Raw genomic sequence first — 13,762 nt, forward strand, 5'->3', positions numbered from 1 at the left:
CCACCACGAAGCGACGAGACTTAGGTTAGCCTAACTTCGCTTGATTGGGAAGTCTCCGCGCGATCTCACCCGAACTAGCGACTTGCCGCAACTTCTGAATAAGTTCACACTTGTTGCGTGAGCATCACAAGTGAAGTGCAGTGGAGCGAGTTGCAACGCGATCCGAAGAGCGTCGCCGCCATCGCCGAGCAGCACGAAGTTCGAGTCAAGCGCCGAGACGGAGCCGATCTGCTCCTGGTGCGAGCCGACCAGCACCAGAACCGGCACAGCGCCGCAGTCGTCGCAGCCCGCGCCATGCGCTCGGTGTTCCGGGCTGCGGGTCCCGACGTCGTGGCCGACGCCCTGAAGGACGAGTTCCCATGGATCGCGGTACTGCCTGAGTCCGACCGTGCGGAGTTCGTGCAGGAGTTCATCCAGGCCATCAACGCATCTGCTGAACTCGGCCAGTGGTCTCTGCTCGCGCAGATCATGCACGAGTGGGCGAACACCGCGATCGTGCACGCGGACCCGGAGTTGCACCGGGCCCTCAGCGAACCGACCAGCGGGGACTTCGGTCCGGTGCCGAATCCGATGGAGATCTGAGCTCGTGCCAGCAAAACGCGGCGATCACATGACGCCGCCTCCACGTCCGGGCGGCTACGCGGTGCGCTTCGGATCAACCGATGCAGCCAAAGGTTGGGAGGAACTCTGCCGCACTGCGGCATCGAACGCCTGGGAGGCATGGATAGTGCCGAGTGAGCACCCCTCGTCTGTCGTGAAACCACACCGACAGCACCTGCTCAAGGGCAACTTGCGACATCACACCCACAACGGCGTTGTGTTCGACCAATGGCAATACGAGGTCACGTCCAGTGGCCGAATCTGGTACGTCGTGGACGAAGCGAGCCGAACCGTCTGGGTCACTCGCGCAGGAGCAGGTCACCCGAAGCTGACGGACTAGACGTCTTCCAGGCCCTGCTGCGCCCCACGTGACCCGCGCCTCGCCGCCCGGCGTTGCCAGTAGAAGACTCCGTACCCGATGATCCCGAGCAGACCGCCGGACAACGTCGTCCAGATCAGGGTGCTGTTCGAGCGGTCGACGAGCAGCACGACCAGGAATCCGAGGAACCACAGCGCGGTACCGCCCAGCACCACCGGCACCGGATCGGCCAGTCGATGGGGCAGTGCAGGCGGGTGTGGGGCGTGCTCGCGTTCGGACACATCGGTAAGGAGAGCAGATGCTGGACGGGTTCTTCAAGATTTCCGAGCGCGGGTCGACCGTGGCGCGTGAACTGCGCGGCGGTGTCGTGACCTTCTTCACGATGGCCTACATCGTCGTGCTGAACCCGCTGATCATCGGCAGCTTCGCGCCGACGGGGCCGGGGTCGCATCCCGACGTGCTCGGGAACATCCTGCCGGTCGGGCAGGTGGCCGCCGTGACGGCGTTGGTCGCCGGTGTGATGACCATCCTCTTCGGACTGATCGCGAACTATCCGTTCGCACTCGCCACGGGGCTGGGCATCAACTCGTTCGTCGCGGTGAGCGTGGCCGCCAAGGTCACGTGGCCCGAGGCGATGGGCCTCATCCTGGTCAACGGCCTCGTGGTGCTGCTGCTCGTCCTCACCGGGGTGCGGACCGCGGTGTTCAACGCCGTGCCGAACGAGCTCAAGGCCGCGATCGCGGTCGGCATCGGCCTGTTCATCACCTTCATCGGACTGGTGGACGCGGGATTCGTCCGCCGGCTGCCGGACGCCGCCAACACCACCGTCCCGGTCGGACTCGGCATCAACGGGTCGATCGCGAGCTGGCCGACGCTGGTGTTCGTGGTCGGGCTCGTGCTCACGGGTGTGCTGTTCGCGCGCAGGATCAAGGGCGCGATCCTCATCGGCATCGTCGCGACCGCGATCTTCGCGATCGTCCTCGAGGCGATCGTCAAGGCCGGTCCGTCCGCGGGCGTCAACGCCAAGGGCTGGAACCTCGGCTACCCCGCGCTACCGGACCAGGTCTTCGGCCTGCCGGATCTGTCGCTGCTCGGCGAGGTGTCGTTCGGCGCGTGGACGCGGATTCCGGCGCTGGCCGCCGCGCTGATCGTCTTCACGCTCGTGCTGACCGACTTCTTCGACACCGTCGGCACGATGACCGGACTGGGCAAGGAAGCTGACCTGATCGACAAGGACGGCCAGCTGCCCAACGTCAGCAAGGCCCTGTTCGTCGACGGTCTGGGTGCCGTGGCCGGTGGCGCCGCCTCCAGCTCGTCGAACACCGTCTACATCGAGTCGGCGTCCGGCATCGCGGAGGGCGCGCGGACGGGTCTCGCGAACGTCGTGACCGGTGTGTTGTTCCTGCTCGCGATGTTCTTCACGCCGCTCTACGAGGTCGTGCCGATCGAGGCGGCCGCGCCCGCGCTGGTGATCGTCGGCGCGTTGATGATGATGCAGGTCCGCGAGATCGACTTCAGCGACTTCACCATCGCCCTGCCCGCGTTCCTCACGATCGTCGTCATGCCGTTCACCTACTCGATCGCGAACGGCATCGGCGCGGGATTCGTCAGCTACGTGTTGCTCAAGGCCCTCACCGGCAAGGCGAGGAACGTCCACCCGCTGATGTGGATCGTGGCGGCCGCTTTCGTCGTCTACTTCTCGCTGGGACCGATCCAGGCCCTGCTGAACTGACCTTTCGGCAGGAAACTATTTCGTGAGGTATGCTAACTAGGTGGCGATCGATCAGCACGGACTGGCGAGCAGGCTGAGGCTTGCCGTCGTTCGTCTCAACCGCCGCCTGCGAGCGCAGCGCACCAACTCGTCGGTGTCGCTCACCCAGGTGTCAGCGCTGTCCACACTGCACAAGTGCGGCCCGCTGACCCCTGGCGAGCTCGCGGCCAAGGAAGGCGTGCAGCCGCCGTCGATGACGCGCGTGATCGCCGCCTTGGAGGAGTTCGGGTTCGCGACGCGCAGCCCGCACCCCACCGACGGCCGTCAAGCCATCGTCGAGCTCACGGGCGAAGGCTTGTCGTACCTGGAAGACGAGATCACGGCCCGCGAGGCGTGGCTGGACAAGAGGCTGGCCGAGCTGGACCCCGAGGAACGGGAACTGCTGACACGGGCCGCCGAAATCATCGACAGGATGGCGGGTCAGTAAGAACGTGTCGGGTTACGCGGGTGGTGGAGCAGACAGTTCGCCACCTCGTCGTACCGGAATGTTCGGATCCTTGGGCATATACAACTATCGCCTCTACGCCTCCGGTCAGATCATCTCGCTGGTCGGCGTCTGGATGCAGCGGGTCGCCCAGGACTGGCTGGTCCTGGAGCTCTCGAACGGCTCCCCCGTCGCTCTCGGCTTCGCCGCCTCGCTCCAGTTCCTCCCGGTTCTGCTGCTGTCCATGTGGGGCGGCGTCCTCGCCGACCGCATGGACAAGCGCAAGCTCCTGCTGTGGCTCGAGTCCGCGCTGGGCATCTGCGCCCTGGCGCTGGGCATCCTCGACGTCACCGGCGTCGTCGAGCTCTGGCACGTCTATCTGCTCTGTCTGCTTCTGGGTGCCTTCTCCGCGGTGGAAACCCCGGTGCGCCAGTCGTTCGTGGTCGAGATGGTCGGCCGTGACCAGCTGACCAACGCCGTCGCGATCAACTCGATGATGTTCAACCTGGCCCGGATCATCGGCCCGGCCATCGCCGGCGTGACGATCGTGGCCATCGGCACCGGCTGGGTCTTCCTCGCCAACGCCATCAGCTTCGTGGGCGTGGTCGGCGGCATCTGGTTGATGCGCACGTCCCAACTGCTGCGCGCCGAGCCGCTGCCGCGCGAGAAGGGGCAGCTCCTCTCGGGCCTGCGCTACGTCAGAAGCCGCCCGGACCTGCTGACGGTCATGGTGCTCGTGTTCTTCATCGCCACGTTCGGCATGAACTTCTACATGACGCTGGCGATCATGGCCCGCAACGTCTTCGGCGGTGACGCCGACGCCTACGGACTCCTGTCGACGTTGATCGCCGTCGGCACCCTCGCGGGCGCGACGCTGGCGGCGAAGCGAAAAACGCCGAAGCTGACCGTGTTCATCGGCTCCGGCGTGATCTTCGGACTGCTGGAGATCGTCTCCGGCATGATGCCGACGATGCTGCTGACCGGCCTGATGATGATCCCGGTGGGCGTCGCGATGATGACCTTCAACACGACCGCCAACGCCACCATCCAACTGGCCGTCGAACCCGAGATGCGCGGCCGCGTGATGGGCATCTACATGCTGGTCTTCCTGGGGGGAAACCCCGTCGGCGGCCCGCTGATGGGCTGGCTCGGCGAGATCAACGGCCGGGCGCCGATCATCATCGGCGGCGCCGTGTCGATGCTGGTGACGATCACCGCGTGGATCGTCCTGGTGAAGCGCGGGGACATCGGGAAGCCGAGGCTGCGACGACGCCGGCAGGCCCCGGCGGAGGCGCTGCCGGAGCCCGCCGAGGTGGCGAGCTAGGCGCTACGGCGCGAACTCGGTGGACGGTTCGGTGGCGTAGTTCTGCCAGATCGGCACCATGGTCTCGCGCGTCATGGGCTGCCCGGACTCGACCATGGCCTTGAGGTCGCGGAAGTACTGCACGTACAGGTCCGGCGTGAAGGTGGTCAGCATGACCGCCGGGTCGTCGCCGGGGTTGGCGAACGTGTGCGGCGCGCCCGGCGGGACGGTGACCCACGTGCCGGCGCCGACGTCGTGGTTGTCCTGCCCGATGGTGAACCGCACGGTGCCCGTGAGCACGTAGAAGCCTTCGTCGTGCTGCGCGTGCCGGTGCTGCGGAGGACCGGGCGTGTGCGGGGGAATGACGACCTCACCGATTCCCAGGCGGCGACTGGTGTTGCTGCCGTCTTCGAGGATCCGGATCTGCGACGGACCGCTGGCGATGAGTTCGCCCTCCCCGGGCCTGACGATCGACACCTCGGTCATGAGAAGCCTCCTGATGCGATTGCAGCTTGTGCAATCACCGTAGCACCAGTGACTGCACATTGTGCAGTCGCTAGTCTCAGGGCATGCCGCGATGGAAACCGGACGCGCCCGAGCGGCTGCAGACCGCCGCGCTGGAACTCTTCGACACACAGGGGTTCGAGCGCACGACGGTCGCCGAGATCGTCCAGCGGGCGGAGCTCACCCAGCGGACGTTCTTCAACCACTTCGCCGACAAGCGCGAGGTGCTGTTCGGGATGAGCTCGGAGATTCAGCGGGAGATCGTCCGCGAGATCGAGGCCGGCGACGACACCTTGCCGCCCCTCGACGCCGTCGTGCGCGCGCTGGAAGTCGTCGCCGACAGGATGTTCGAGAACCGGCGTGCCGTGATGGCGCGCCGTTACGCCGTCGTCGCCGCCAACCCGGAGTTGCAGGAGCGCGAACTCGGCAAGAACGCCGCGCTCACCGAGGCCATCGCGGCCGCGCTGCTCGTGCGATGCGGGGATCCCGAAACCGCGTTCCTCACAGCCGGTGCCGCCATGCTGGCGCAGCAGGTGGCGTTCCGGCACTGGACCCGGCCGGGCGAGACCCGGACCCTGCGCGATCTGCTGCAGGACGCGTTGCGCTCCCTGCGCACGACTGTCGAACCGGCTTGACGCCGCGCCTCAGCCCAGCAACGTGGCGGCGCTCGGATCGCTGATCAGGGCGACGAACGTGTGCCGGTCCGACCAACGCTCGGAAACCCAGGCCAGAGCCCGTCCCAGCCCCTCGGGCGAGTCGGCGGCGTGCGGAACGCCGTCGACCATCCACCACTCGACCCGCTGCCCCTCGACGTGCAGTTCGTCGTGCACCACGACGAACCCGTCGGGCAGCGCGACCTCCAGCAGTTCGCACGCCATCCGAACCGCGCCGAGGTCGTGCCACTGGACGACCTCGCCGACGTGGTCGGGAGAACCGTCGAACTCCTCGGAGGCCAGCGCCAGGTCCAGCAGGTCGGCGAGTTCTTCCGAGCCGTCTGCGAGCAGCACTCGGGAAGCCGGAGCCAATCCCAGCAACCACGGGTGATCCAGCACCACGACGTCCTCGGCGGCCGCTACGGCCCCGGAGAGCACGCGAAGCCTCTCTGGCGGAGCGAAGTCGCCCTCGGGCAAAGCCGCGTAGGCACGCAGCACCACGGCGTCCGCGATCGCGCGGTCCGCGTCGCCGAGCCGTTCCAGGACGAACTCGGCGTCGTCGTCGTCCCAGATCTCCAGCGACGACCGGACCCCGGCGGCCCGCAGCACGTGCTCGGGCAGCTCAAGATCCGGCACCGTGTCGAACAGTCCGTCCAGCAGCGTGGCCTCGGCCAGCCGGTACTCCCGCGGCGACTTGCCTGCCAGCAGCGCGTGCCGGGCGATCCACCAGCCCGTGTACCCGTCCGGCTCGGTCACCGCGCGCCAGGTCACCGGGTCGGAAGCCAGCAACCGCAACGCCGCCGGCCAGTCGGCGACGAGATCCAGATCCCGGACGGCCACGACGCGGCGAGGTTCGTCCGGCACGGACGCCCACCACTCGGACTCGTCGGCGAGGTCGTGATCCGGCCCGGAAGGCTCGTCGTCGACGACGACCGAGAACCCGTCCACCACACCGACGGCGACCAGCGCGGAACGCGGGTAGGAGTCCGCGATCTCCTTGGACAGCAACGGAAAGGCGTCGGCCTCGACCACGCCGACCAACGGCGAGTCGGGCAGCAGCACCTCGTCCGCGCGATGCCATTCACCGGTGCCGTCCGGCAGGGCCAGCGCCCCCAGCCAGGGCTCCTCGCCGGCCCGCAGACCGGCGCGGTCGACGAGGCGCAGCACGGTCTCGACCAGGTCCAGCCCGTCGAGTCCGGCTTCGGCGTCTTCCAGCGACCGCGCCACGTTCTCGCGGAGTGTTGGATCCGCGAGCAGTTCGGCGGCCCCGGCCTCGACCGCGCCCAGCCGAACCAGCAACGGGTGCACGGCGTCCGGGTGCACGACCCGCAGGCCGGGCAACGGCTCGTCGGCGATCAAGGTGGTCCGCGGCCCCGTCACCACGCGGCCGTCGGCCAGCGGCACGGGCAGCGAGGCCAGCGCCTCGCGGACGTCCGGATCCACCTCGGCGAGAGGTGCGAAGGCCGCGTAGACGTCTCGCCACCAGCCGGGATCGCCGGAGACGCCCGCCAGAGCGGCAACCACCTCGGCGGTGGTCACGCGCGGGACTTCCAGTGCCGCCAAGGCCTTGGCGTGCACCGGAGCGGAGAGTTCAGCGTCCAGAAGACCGGGCAGAGCGTCCTCGACCAGGTCGACGAGTTCCTCGGAGCCGACGTCCAGAACACGGGCGCGCGAAGGCTCGATCCACTCACCGGAGGCCAAAGGCAGCCAGGCGGAGGCACGCAACGAGCGCACCACGGCCGTGCGCAGCCGATCGTCCACTTCGGACAACGGGAAGCCCGGCAACGGCACGAGGGCGGTCCGCTCGATGGCAGGCACCCGCGCCACCAGTGCCGGGTAGGCAGCGGCGGCGGCGTCCAGCACCGACCACGCGGCCGGTCCCGGCAGGATCCGGCGGCGCGAGGGCTCGACCGGCACGGTCGCGATCAGGCGGGCGGGCAGTGACAGGCGCTCGTCGGTCGGGGTCGGCGCGTGCAGCACGTCCTCGCCCAACTCCGAGTCGAGCGGGTACGCCCACGACACGGTCCACTGAGGACGGTGCTCGACGCCCTGGACGAGCTCGGCGGGCAGTTCGCCGACGGTGCGCTCCACCAGCCAGCGCGACTTGCCGACGGTGACCACGCCGTCGTCGGTGACGAAGCGTTCCCACGACTGGGAGCCGACCTCGACGCGACGCAGGCCCGGCAGCGCCAGGAGCAGGTCCGGCACCTCCTCGGCCAGGTCGTCCAGCGACAGGTCGACCTTCAGCGGCAGGCGGACCTCGGTCGCGAACCCTTCCGGCACGTCCTCCACGACGGGCCAGACCAGGCGCAGCACCGGCACGTCGCCGCCGCGCTCGGACGCCAGGTCCGGCACCTCGGCGCGGGTCCTCGCCAGGGAGAACTCGACGCCACCCGTCGTGGACACCACGCGCGGCGCGTCCGACACGGCCAGCACGGCCGCGAAACCGACGCCGAACTGGCCGACGCCGGACTCCTTCGAGGACGCACGCAGCGACGCCAGAGCGGCGACACCGGCCTTCGTCAGAGGCGCACCGGTGTTGGCCGCGCGAAGCTCGCCGTCGACGAGAGTGATCCGCAACACACCCGGCTCGGAACCGGCCGCGTCGGACGCGTTCTGGGCGAGTTCGACTAGCAAACGGTCCCGGTAACCACCGATGCGGAGGTCTTCTTCGGCGTTCGCGTCTTCACGGAAGCGGGTGGGCGAACCACGCCATGCGGCGAGGACCGAGGTGCGCAGGACCTCGGTGCCGAACGGGTCGGTCACTCCGAGACGTCCAGAACGTCCAGCTGCGCGTCGTCGTAGACCAGGTCGGCGACCGGCACCATCGGACTGATGTCGACCTCGACCTGCGAGTGCGCGCCGCAGCCGTAGTCGACGTGCACGACGTGGCCGTCCGCCGGGGCGATCTCGTTGGCGCAGACGCCGAACGCGGCACCGAACGCGCCGGCCACGCGGGTGTAGAAGCCGCAGGTCCCGCAGTGTGCGGGGGCGCTGCGGGCCATGTCGGAGCGCGGGCCGAAGTCCGAGGCGGCCCAGCGGTCGGCAGCGTCGAGGCGGCCCTCGCGGGACAGGACGCGGGTGCGGCCGAAGCCGATCTCCAGCGCCACCTCCTCGATGGCCGGGTCGTCGGACTGCACGTACGCCTCGACCAGGCGCGGGTCGTCCTCGCGGGGCGGCATCAGGTCGCCCACGCCCAGGTCACCGGCACGGACCCGTTCGCTCCACGGCACCCACTCCGGGGCGACCAGGGCGTCCTGGCCGGGCAGCAGCACGACCTCGCTGACCGAGACGGGCGTGCCCTCGCCGGCGTGGGCGACGGTCACCGCCCAGCTCCAGCCGCGATAGCCCGCGTGCTCGGCCTCGAACAGATGGGTGACGGAGTACTCGTCCTCGTCCTGCACCCCGACGTGAGCGCCGACGCGTTCCACCCCGGCCTCTTCCTGCGCAGCTGCGCGGGCGAGATCAACGGCGTCGAGGAGCATCTCAGTCGCGGTCACAAGATGAATTGTGCCGCAGGTCTTCGCCGGGACGAAAACTCGTGCCACCCTCCGTTGGGTGCGCTCACCCATCTGGCTGGTCCTCGTCGCGGTGCTGGCCGCCTGCTCGACTCCGCAGGAAGCGAAACCGCAGGTAGAAGTCCTGCAGAAGATTCCGCACGACACGTCGGCGTTCACCCAGGGGTTGGAACTGGTCGACGGCGTCCTCTACGAGGGCACCGGGCTCGAGGGCGAGTCGACGATGCGCGCGCTCGATCCGTCGACCGGCAACGTCCAGAAGAAGGTCGACCTGCCGCCGGAGTACTTCGGCGAGGGCATCACCGTCGTCGGCGACACCATCTGGCAGATCACCTGGCAGAACGGGGTCGCGATCGAACGCGACCGCAAGACGCTGAACGAGCTCCGCCGCGTGAGCTACGAGGGCGAGGGCTGGGGCATCTGCGACGACGGCAAGCGGCTGATCATGAGCGACGGCACCGCGAAGCTGACCTTCCGCGACCCCAAGTCGTTCAAGGAGACCGGAAGCGTGCAGGTCACGCGGGGCGGCCAGCCCCTCGCCCAGCTCAACGAACTGGAGTGCGTCGGCGGCAAGGTCTGGTCGAACGTGTGGAAGACCGACGAGATCGTGCGCATCGATCCGGCCAACGGACAGGTGACGAGCACCTACGACCTGTCCTCGCTCAAGCCGCAGGGCGACGTGGACGTCCTCAACGGGATCGCGCACGTCCCCGGAACCGACGAGTTCCTGGTCACAGGCAAGAACTGGCCGACCATCTTCCGAGTGAGGTTCAACGGGATGGGGCAGGATTGAGGGTGTGACGGACGAACGCGGGCGGAGTGACGGACCGGCTCCGAAGCGCTATCCGTGGCAGGACGACGAGTACCGGCCCCGGGAGCGTCGCGGGCCCGCGTCCGAGCACGGTTTCCAGGCCCCTCCCCGCCGCCCCCAGAACACCCGTCCGCTGCCCAACTCCGACCAGCAGACGACGCCGACGCCCAAACCGCCGCGCAAGCTCACGGTCACGCGCGTCGCGTGGTTTCGCGGCAAGCAGCTCTCGCAGCAGGCGGTCGCGGCGTTCCGGCGCGCGGCCCGCGCCGACGGAGCCGGCAAGTCCGGTATGACGTCGGTCACCTACGCGGTGATGATGAACTACGCCGCCGACGCCGCGATGGCCGTCGCGCTGGCGAACACGCTGTTCTTCTCGGCCGCGTCCGCCGAGTCCAAGACCAAGGTCGCGCTCTACCTGCTGATCACGGTCGCGCCGTTCGCGTTGATCGCGCCGGTGATCGGCCCGCTGCTGGACAGGATCCAGCGCGGCCGGCGGCTCGCGCTGGCGGCGTCCTGCGTGCTGCGGATCGTGCTGTCGGTCGTGATGGCGCTGAACTTCGACAACTGGCTGCTGTACCCGGCTGCGCTGGGCAGCATGGTCCTGTCGAAGTCGTTCACCGTGCTCAAGTCCGCGATCACCCCGCGCGTCCTGCCGCCCGAGATCACGCTGTCCAAGACCAACGCCCGCATGACGATCTTCGGACTCGCGGCGGGCGGCGTGTTCGGGGCGTTCGCCGCGGGCTTCGCGAACGTGTTCGGCTCGCCGGGCGCGTTGTGGTTCACCGCGGTGCTGTGCCTGGTGAACGCGTGGTTGTGCATGAAGATCCCGTCGTGGGTCGAGGTGACCGAGGGCGAGGTCCCCGCCACGCTCACCCCCAGGGCCGCCAGGCAACCCGTCTCCCGGCACGTCGTGGTCTCGTTGTGGGGCAACGGTTCCATCCGCGTCCTGACCGGCTTCCTGACGCTGTTCGCGGCGTTCGTGATCCGCGAGCAGACCGAGGGCGACGCGGTGCGGCAGTTGCTCCTGCTCGGCGTGATCGCCGGTGCGGCGGGTGTCGGCAGCTTCCTCGGCAACGCGATCGGCGCACGCCAGCACTTCGCCAAGCCGGACGAGGTGGTCATCGCCTGCGTCGGCACCGCACTGGTGGCCACGATCGTCGCCGCCGCGCTGCCGGGCCTGGTCACCGCGGCCATCGTCGGTCTGCTGGGCGCCACGGCGTCGTCGCTGGCCAAGATCAGCCTCGACGCGGTGATCCAGGACGACCTGCCGGAGGAGTCGCGCGCGTCCGCGTTCGGCCGCTCCGAGACGATCCTGCAGCTCGCGTGGGTCTTCGGCGGCGCGCTCGGCGTGCTGCTGCCCGCGACGTTCTGGGTCGGCTTCCTCGTGCTCGCCGTGCTGCTCGCGCTGGGCCTCACGCAGACGTGGATGTACCGCAACGGCACGTCGTTGCAGAGGCTGGTCCGCAGGCCGGCTCCGGCGACCCCGTAGGCTGCCTGACGTGCGTCGACTTGCTTCTGTAATGGCCGCCAGCGTTCTCGTGCTGTCCGGATGTTCGCTCCAGCGGCACGACCCCGAGGTCACGTTCTACGCGAACGGCGAGACCATCCGCATGGAGCCGACGATCTACTGCGACGTCGAGGGCTCCAACTGCGCCGAGAAGAACGAGCCCGGCACGCTGAAGGTGCCCGCGGGCAAGGTCGTGCAGATCTCCGTGGACGGACAGCTCGCGGACGGCCTCTGGGAGGTCGTGTGCGTGTACGAGAACGCCGCTCGCGTGCAGGAGGGCTGCACCTCGCCGTTGCTCGGCAAGGGCGAGAACTACACGTACACGCTGGCCGTGCCGAACGACTCCGACCAGCTGGTGCGCGTCGAGGTGCACGAGGCGGCCGGCGCGGTGCTGGAGACCGGCCAGCCGCTCATGCGCGGTTCGTGGGTCGTCGACATCACCCGCTGATCACCGCCTGCCGAACGCCTCCCACCACTCGCTGGGAGCGATCCGCAGGGCGGAGTCCATCAGGGCCTTGCCGGTGTCGGTGACCACCGACGCCTGCATGGTCTGGATGAAGCGCTCCATCTTGGTGACGCCGGCGGCCTGGTACTCCCTGGCCTGCAACAACAGCTCCAGCTTGTCCGCGTCACGCGAGCAGCGCGCCTCGGGCGTGTGGTCGAAGCCCTTGGCGGACTCGTGTTCGGCCACCAGCGCCTCGATGTGCGCGGCCAGCGGCGCGGGCAGGTGCTGGACCTGGTCCCGCGCGACCTGTTCCGGCGGCATCTTCACGTCGAGGTAGAGCTTGCCGACGTACGGGATGTCGCCGATGCGCGCCTCGGGCACGTCGTGGAAGAGGCCCAAGGTCGCCGCCCTGTCGGGATTCGCGCCCTCCTGCACGGCGATCGCGTACGCCAGAACGCCCACCCGGAACGAGTGGGCGGCCACCGACTCGGGGTTCTGCACCCCGGCGAAGAGCCACCCCGCTCTGGGCAGGCGTTTGAGCTGGCCGACCTCGTAGACGAACTCGACGATCCTGTCAGCGTCAGACATGACGCTGATCCTTTTACGGATCGAGGTCCCGCGCCACCACGCGGACGGCCTCTGCGACGAGCTTCATGGTCTTCTTGTCAGACGGGTAGCGGCCGCGGCGCAGGTCAGGCTGGACCTTGTTCTCGAGGAGCCTGATCACTTCCTCGATCAGGCCGTGCAACTCCTCGGCCGGACGGCGACGCGCCTCCACGACGGACGGCGCCGGGTCGACCAGGCGCACGGACAGCGCCTGCGGACCGCGGCGGCCTTCAGCCATGCCGAACTCGATGCGCTGGCCGGCTTTGAGGCCTTCGACACCGGCAGGCAGGGCGGCTTTGCGGACGTAGACGTCCTCGCCACCGTCCTGGGTGACGAATCCGAAGCCCTTCTCCGTGTCGTACCACTTGACCTTGCCGGTCGGCACCGCGCTCACCATTCCCTTGTCTGCATGACGAACGCGCCCCAGGCGTACCCAGGACGCGTCCCACCAGAGTAGCCAGAAGACCTTGAAGTAGGCACCTCCGTTAGCGCGACTAGCATCTTCGGCATGACCGTTCCGAAGTTGATGCCGCTGGCCATCGGCCTGTTCGCCGTGGGCGTACTGGCGATCATCGCGGTCTTCGTGCTCTTCGCCCTGGGCCACAGCGACCTGCCCGCGTGGCTGAACTTCGCCGGCACCTACCTGCCCGCGATCGGCCTCGGGCTCGGGATCGTCGCGGTGATCAGGAAATCACGCCGGAAGAAGTCCTGAGCCACTCCGGGAACTCCCGCAGGTCCTCCAGCACGACCGCCGCGCCCGCTTCGGCCAGTTCCGCACGCGAGCACGGCCCCGTGACGACGCCGACGCCCAGCGCCCCGGCCGCCCTGGCGCCGTTCATGTCGCCGACGTGATCACCGACGTAGACAGCGGCGCCGTGCAGCTTGAGCGACTCGGCCTTGCCCGTCGACCACAGCTCGCCGTAGAGGTGGTCGACCTCCCAGCCCATGGCTTCCAGGTGCAGCGCGGCGTTCTTGCGGTACTTGCCGGTGACGACCATGGTCCGGCCACCGAGTTCGCGGACGCACTGCAACGCCGCGGCGGCTCCGGGCAACGCGACGGTGCCGGGAATCACGAGCTCCGGGTACAGGGCGCGGAAGAGCGAGACCATGTCCGGGATCTCCTCCTCGGGCACGCCCATGTCGCGGTAGGTCATGTCGAGGGGCGGGCCGAGGTTCGCCGCGAAGTGCTCGCCGTCGAGGGCGTGCCCGGTGCGGGCGCCCACCTCGTTCAGCACGGCGGCCATGCCCGGTCGCGGGTCGATGAGGGTCATGTCCAGGTCGAAGCCCACGGTGAACGACAC

16 protein-coding genes are annotated in these 13,762 nt (G+C 68.8%); 9 read left to right on the top strand and 7 right to left on the bottom strand.

All coding sequences use genetic code 11. The features are described from left to right. Positions 1-117 precede the first annotated feature (117 nt). Positions 118-582: a DUF6247 family protein gene (locus ACIRG5_RS33200; RefSeq protein WP_402912095.1), complete on the top strand. Its 465-nt coding sequence runs from the start codon at positions 118-120 to the stop codon at positions 580-582. A 354-nt stretch (positions 583-936) separates the two neighbouring features. On the opposite strand, the gene ACIRG5_RS33205 is transcribed toward ACIRG5_RS33200, so the two are convergent. Next, a complete protein-coding gene (locus tag ACIRG5_RS33205) occupies positions 937-1,200 on the bottom strand; it encodes a DUF2530 domain-containing protein (RefSeq protein WP_402912098.1) in 264 nt (87 codons plus the stop codon). A 17-nt stretch (positions 1,201-1,217) separates the two neighbouring features. On the opposite strand from ACIRG5_RS33205, the gene ACIRG5_RS33210 reads away from it, so the two are divergent. The 3 genes from ACIRG5_RS33210 to ACIRG5_RS33220 all read left to right on the top strand — a co-directional run bounded on the left by ACIRG5_RS33210 (position 1,218) and on the right by ACIRG5_RS33220 (position 4,438). Then, complete coding sequence (locus ACIRG5_RS33210; protein ID WP_402912101.1) at positions 1,218-2,651, top strand: NCS2 family permease; 1,434 nt, start codon at positions 1,218-1,220, stop codon at positions 2,649-2,651. Positions 2,652-2,691: 40 nt separating this feature from the next. Continuing rightward, complete coding sequence (locus tag ACIRG5_RS33215) at positions 2,692-3,117, top strand: MarR family winged helix-turn-helix transcriptional regulator (RefSeq protein ID WP_402912104.1); 426 nt, start codon at positions 2,692-2,694, stop codon at positions 3,115-3,117. A gap of 70 nt (positions 3,118-3,187) precedes the next feature. Continuing rightward, positions 3,188-4,438: an MFS transporter gene (locus tag ACIRG5_RS33220; protein ID WP_402912107.1), complete on the top strand. Its 1,251-nt coding sequence runs from the start codon at positions 3,188-3,190 to the stop codon at positions 4,436-4,438. A gap of 3 nt (positions 4,439-4,441) precedes the next feature. Here the strand turns inward: ACIRG5_RS33220 and ACIRG5_RS33225 are convergent, their stop codons facing one another. Beyond that, the gene (locus ACIRG5_RS33225; RefSeq protein WP_402912110.1) at positions 4,442-4,903 is read right to left on the bottom strand and encodes a cupin domain-containing protein; all 462 of its coding nucleotides are present in this window, start codon (positions 4,901-4,903) and stop codon (positions 4,442-4,444) included. An 83-nt stretch (positions 4,904-4,986) separates the two neighbouring features. On the opposite strand from ACIRG5_RS33225, the gene ACIRG5_RS33230 reads away from it, so the two are divergent. Beyond that, positions 4,987-5,556 (top strand): TetR/AcrR family transcriptional regulator, encoded by a 570-nt coding sequence (locus tag ACIRG5_RS33230; RefSeq protein WP_402912113.1) that lies wholly within the window; start codon positions 4,987-4,989, stop codon positions 5,554-5,556. Positions 5,557-5,565: 9 nt separating this feature from the next. Here the strand turns inward: ACIRG5_RS33230 and ACIRG5_RS33235 are convergent, their stop codons facing one another. After that, positions 5,566-8,340 (bottom strand): sacsin N-terminal ATP-binding-like domain-containing protein, encoded by a 2,775-nt coding sequence (locus ACIRG5_RS33235; protein WP_402912116.1) that lies wholly within the window; start codon positions 8,338-8,340, stop codon positions 5,566-5,568. After that, complete coding sequence (locus tag ACIRG5_RS33240; RefSeq protein WP_402912119.1) at positions 8,337-9,074, bottom strand: DUF3027 domain-containing protein; 738 nt, start codon at positions 9,072-9,074, stop codon at positions 8,337-8,339. The genes ACIRG5_RS33235 and ACIRG5_RS33240 overlap by 4 nt, the downstream gene beginning before the upstream one ends. A 58-nt stretch (positions 9,075-9,132) precedes the next feature. On the opposite strand from ACIRG5_RS33240, the gene ACIRG5_RS33245 reads away from it, so the two are divergent. From ACIRG5_RS33245 to ACIRG5_RS33255, 3 genes are read left to right on the top strand one after another with little or no spacing between them, the layout of a single operon-like run. Then, positions 9,133-9,885: a glutaminyl-peptide cyclotransferase gene (locus ACIRG5_RS33245; RefSeq protein ID WP_402912122.1), complete on the top strand. Its 753-nt coding sequence runs from the start codon at positions 9,133-9,135 to the stop codon at positions 9,883-9,885. A 4-nt stretch (positions 9,886-9,889) separates the two neighbouring features. Beyond that, positions 9,890-11,392: an MFS transporter gene (locus ACIRG5_RS33250; protein ID WP_402912125.1), complete on the top strand. Its 1,503-nt coding sequence runs from the start codon at positions 9,890-9,892 to the stop codon at positions 11,390-11,392. Between the two features lie 31 nt (positions 11,393-11,423). Beyond that, positions 11,424-11,858, top strand: coding sequence for a DUF2771 family protein (locus ACIRG5_RS33255; RefSeq protein ID WP_402912128.1), 435 nt, complete (start codon positions 11,424-11,426; stop codon positions 11,856-11,858). Here ACIRG5_RS33255 and ACIRG5_RS33260 read toward each other — a convergent pair whose 3' ends face one another. Both ACIRG5_RS33260 and ACIRG5_RS33265 read right to left on the bottom strand, forming a co-directional pair. Continuing rightward, positions 11,859-12,443, bottom strand: coding sequence for an HD family hydrolase (locus tag ACIRG5_RS33260; RefSeq protein WP_402912131.1), 585 nt, complete (start codon positions 12,441-12,443; stop codon positions 11,859-11,861). A 13-nt stretch (positions 12,444-12,456) separates the two neighbouring features. Then, the gene (locus tag ACIRG5_RS33265; RefSeq protein ID WP_258947641.1) at positions 12,457-12,846 is read right to left on the bottom strand and encodes a cold-shock protein; all 390 of its coding nucleotides are present in this window, start codon (positions 12,844-12,846) and stop codon (positions 12,457-12,459) included. Positions 12,847-12,969: 123 nt separating this feature from the next. Between ACIRG5_RS33265 and ACIRG5_RS33270 the strand changes: the two genes are divergently transcribed. Continuing rightward, a complete protein-coding gene (locus tag ACIRG5_RS33270; RefSeq protein ID WP_402912134.1) occupies positions 12,970-13,173 on the top strand; it encodes a hypothetical protein in 204 nt (67 codons plus the stop codon). On the opposite strand, the gene ACIRG5_RS33275 is transcribed toward ACIRG5_RS33270, so the two are convergent. Continuing rightward, positions 13,145-13,762, bottom strand: a complete 618-nt coding sequence (locus ACIRG5_RS33275) for an HAD family hydrolase (RefSeq protein ID WP_402912137.1) — start codon at positions 13,760-13,762, stop codon at positions 13,145-13,147. The genes ACIRG5_RS33270 and ACIRG5_RS33275 overlap by 29 nt on opposite strands.

The sequence above is a fragment of the Lentzea sp. NPDC102401 genome (genome assembly GCF_044765805.1).
In the GTDB taxonomy this organism is placed as follows: Bacteria; Actinomycetota; Actinomycetes; order Mycobacteriales; family Pseudonocardiaceae; genus Lentzea; species Lentzea sokolovensis.

Coding starts and splice junctions, on each gene's coding strand:
- ACIRG5_RS33230 (WP_402912113.1), top strand. CDS start 4,987: ATGCCGCGATGGAAACCGGACGCGCCCGAGCGGCTGCAGACCGCCGCG.
- ACIRG5_RS33260 (WP_402912131.1), bottom strand. CDS start 12,443: ATGTCTGACGCTGACAGGATCGTCGAGTTCGTCTACGAGGTCGGCCAG.
- ACIRG5_RS33210 (WP_402912101.1), top strand. CDS start 1,218: ATGCTGGACGGGTTCTTCAAGATTTCCGAGCGCGGGTCGACCGTGGCG.
- ACIRG5_RS33255 (WP_402912128.1), top strand. CDS start 11,424: ATGGCCGCCAGCGTTCTCGTGCTGTCCGGATGTTCGCTCCAGCGGCAC.
- ACIRG5_RS33270 (WP_402912134.1), top strand. CDS start 12,970: ATGACCGTTCCGAAGTTGATGCCGCTGGCCATCGGCCTGTTCGCCGTG.
- ACIRG5_RS33225 (WP_402912110.1), bottom strand. CDS start 4,903: ATGACCGAGGTGTCGATCGTCAGGCCCGGGGAGGGCGAACTCATCGCC.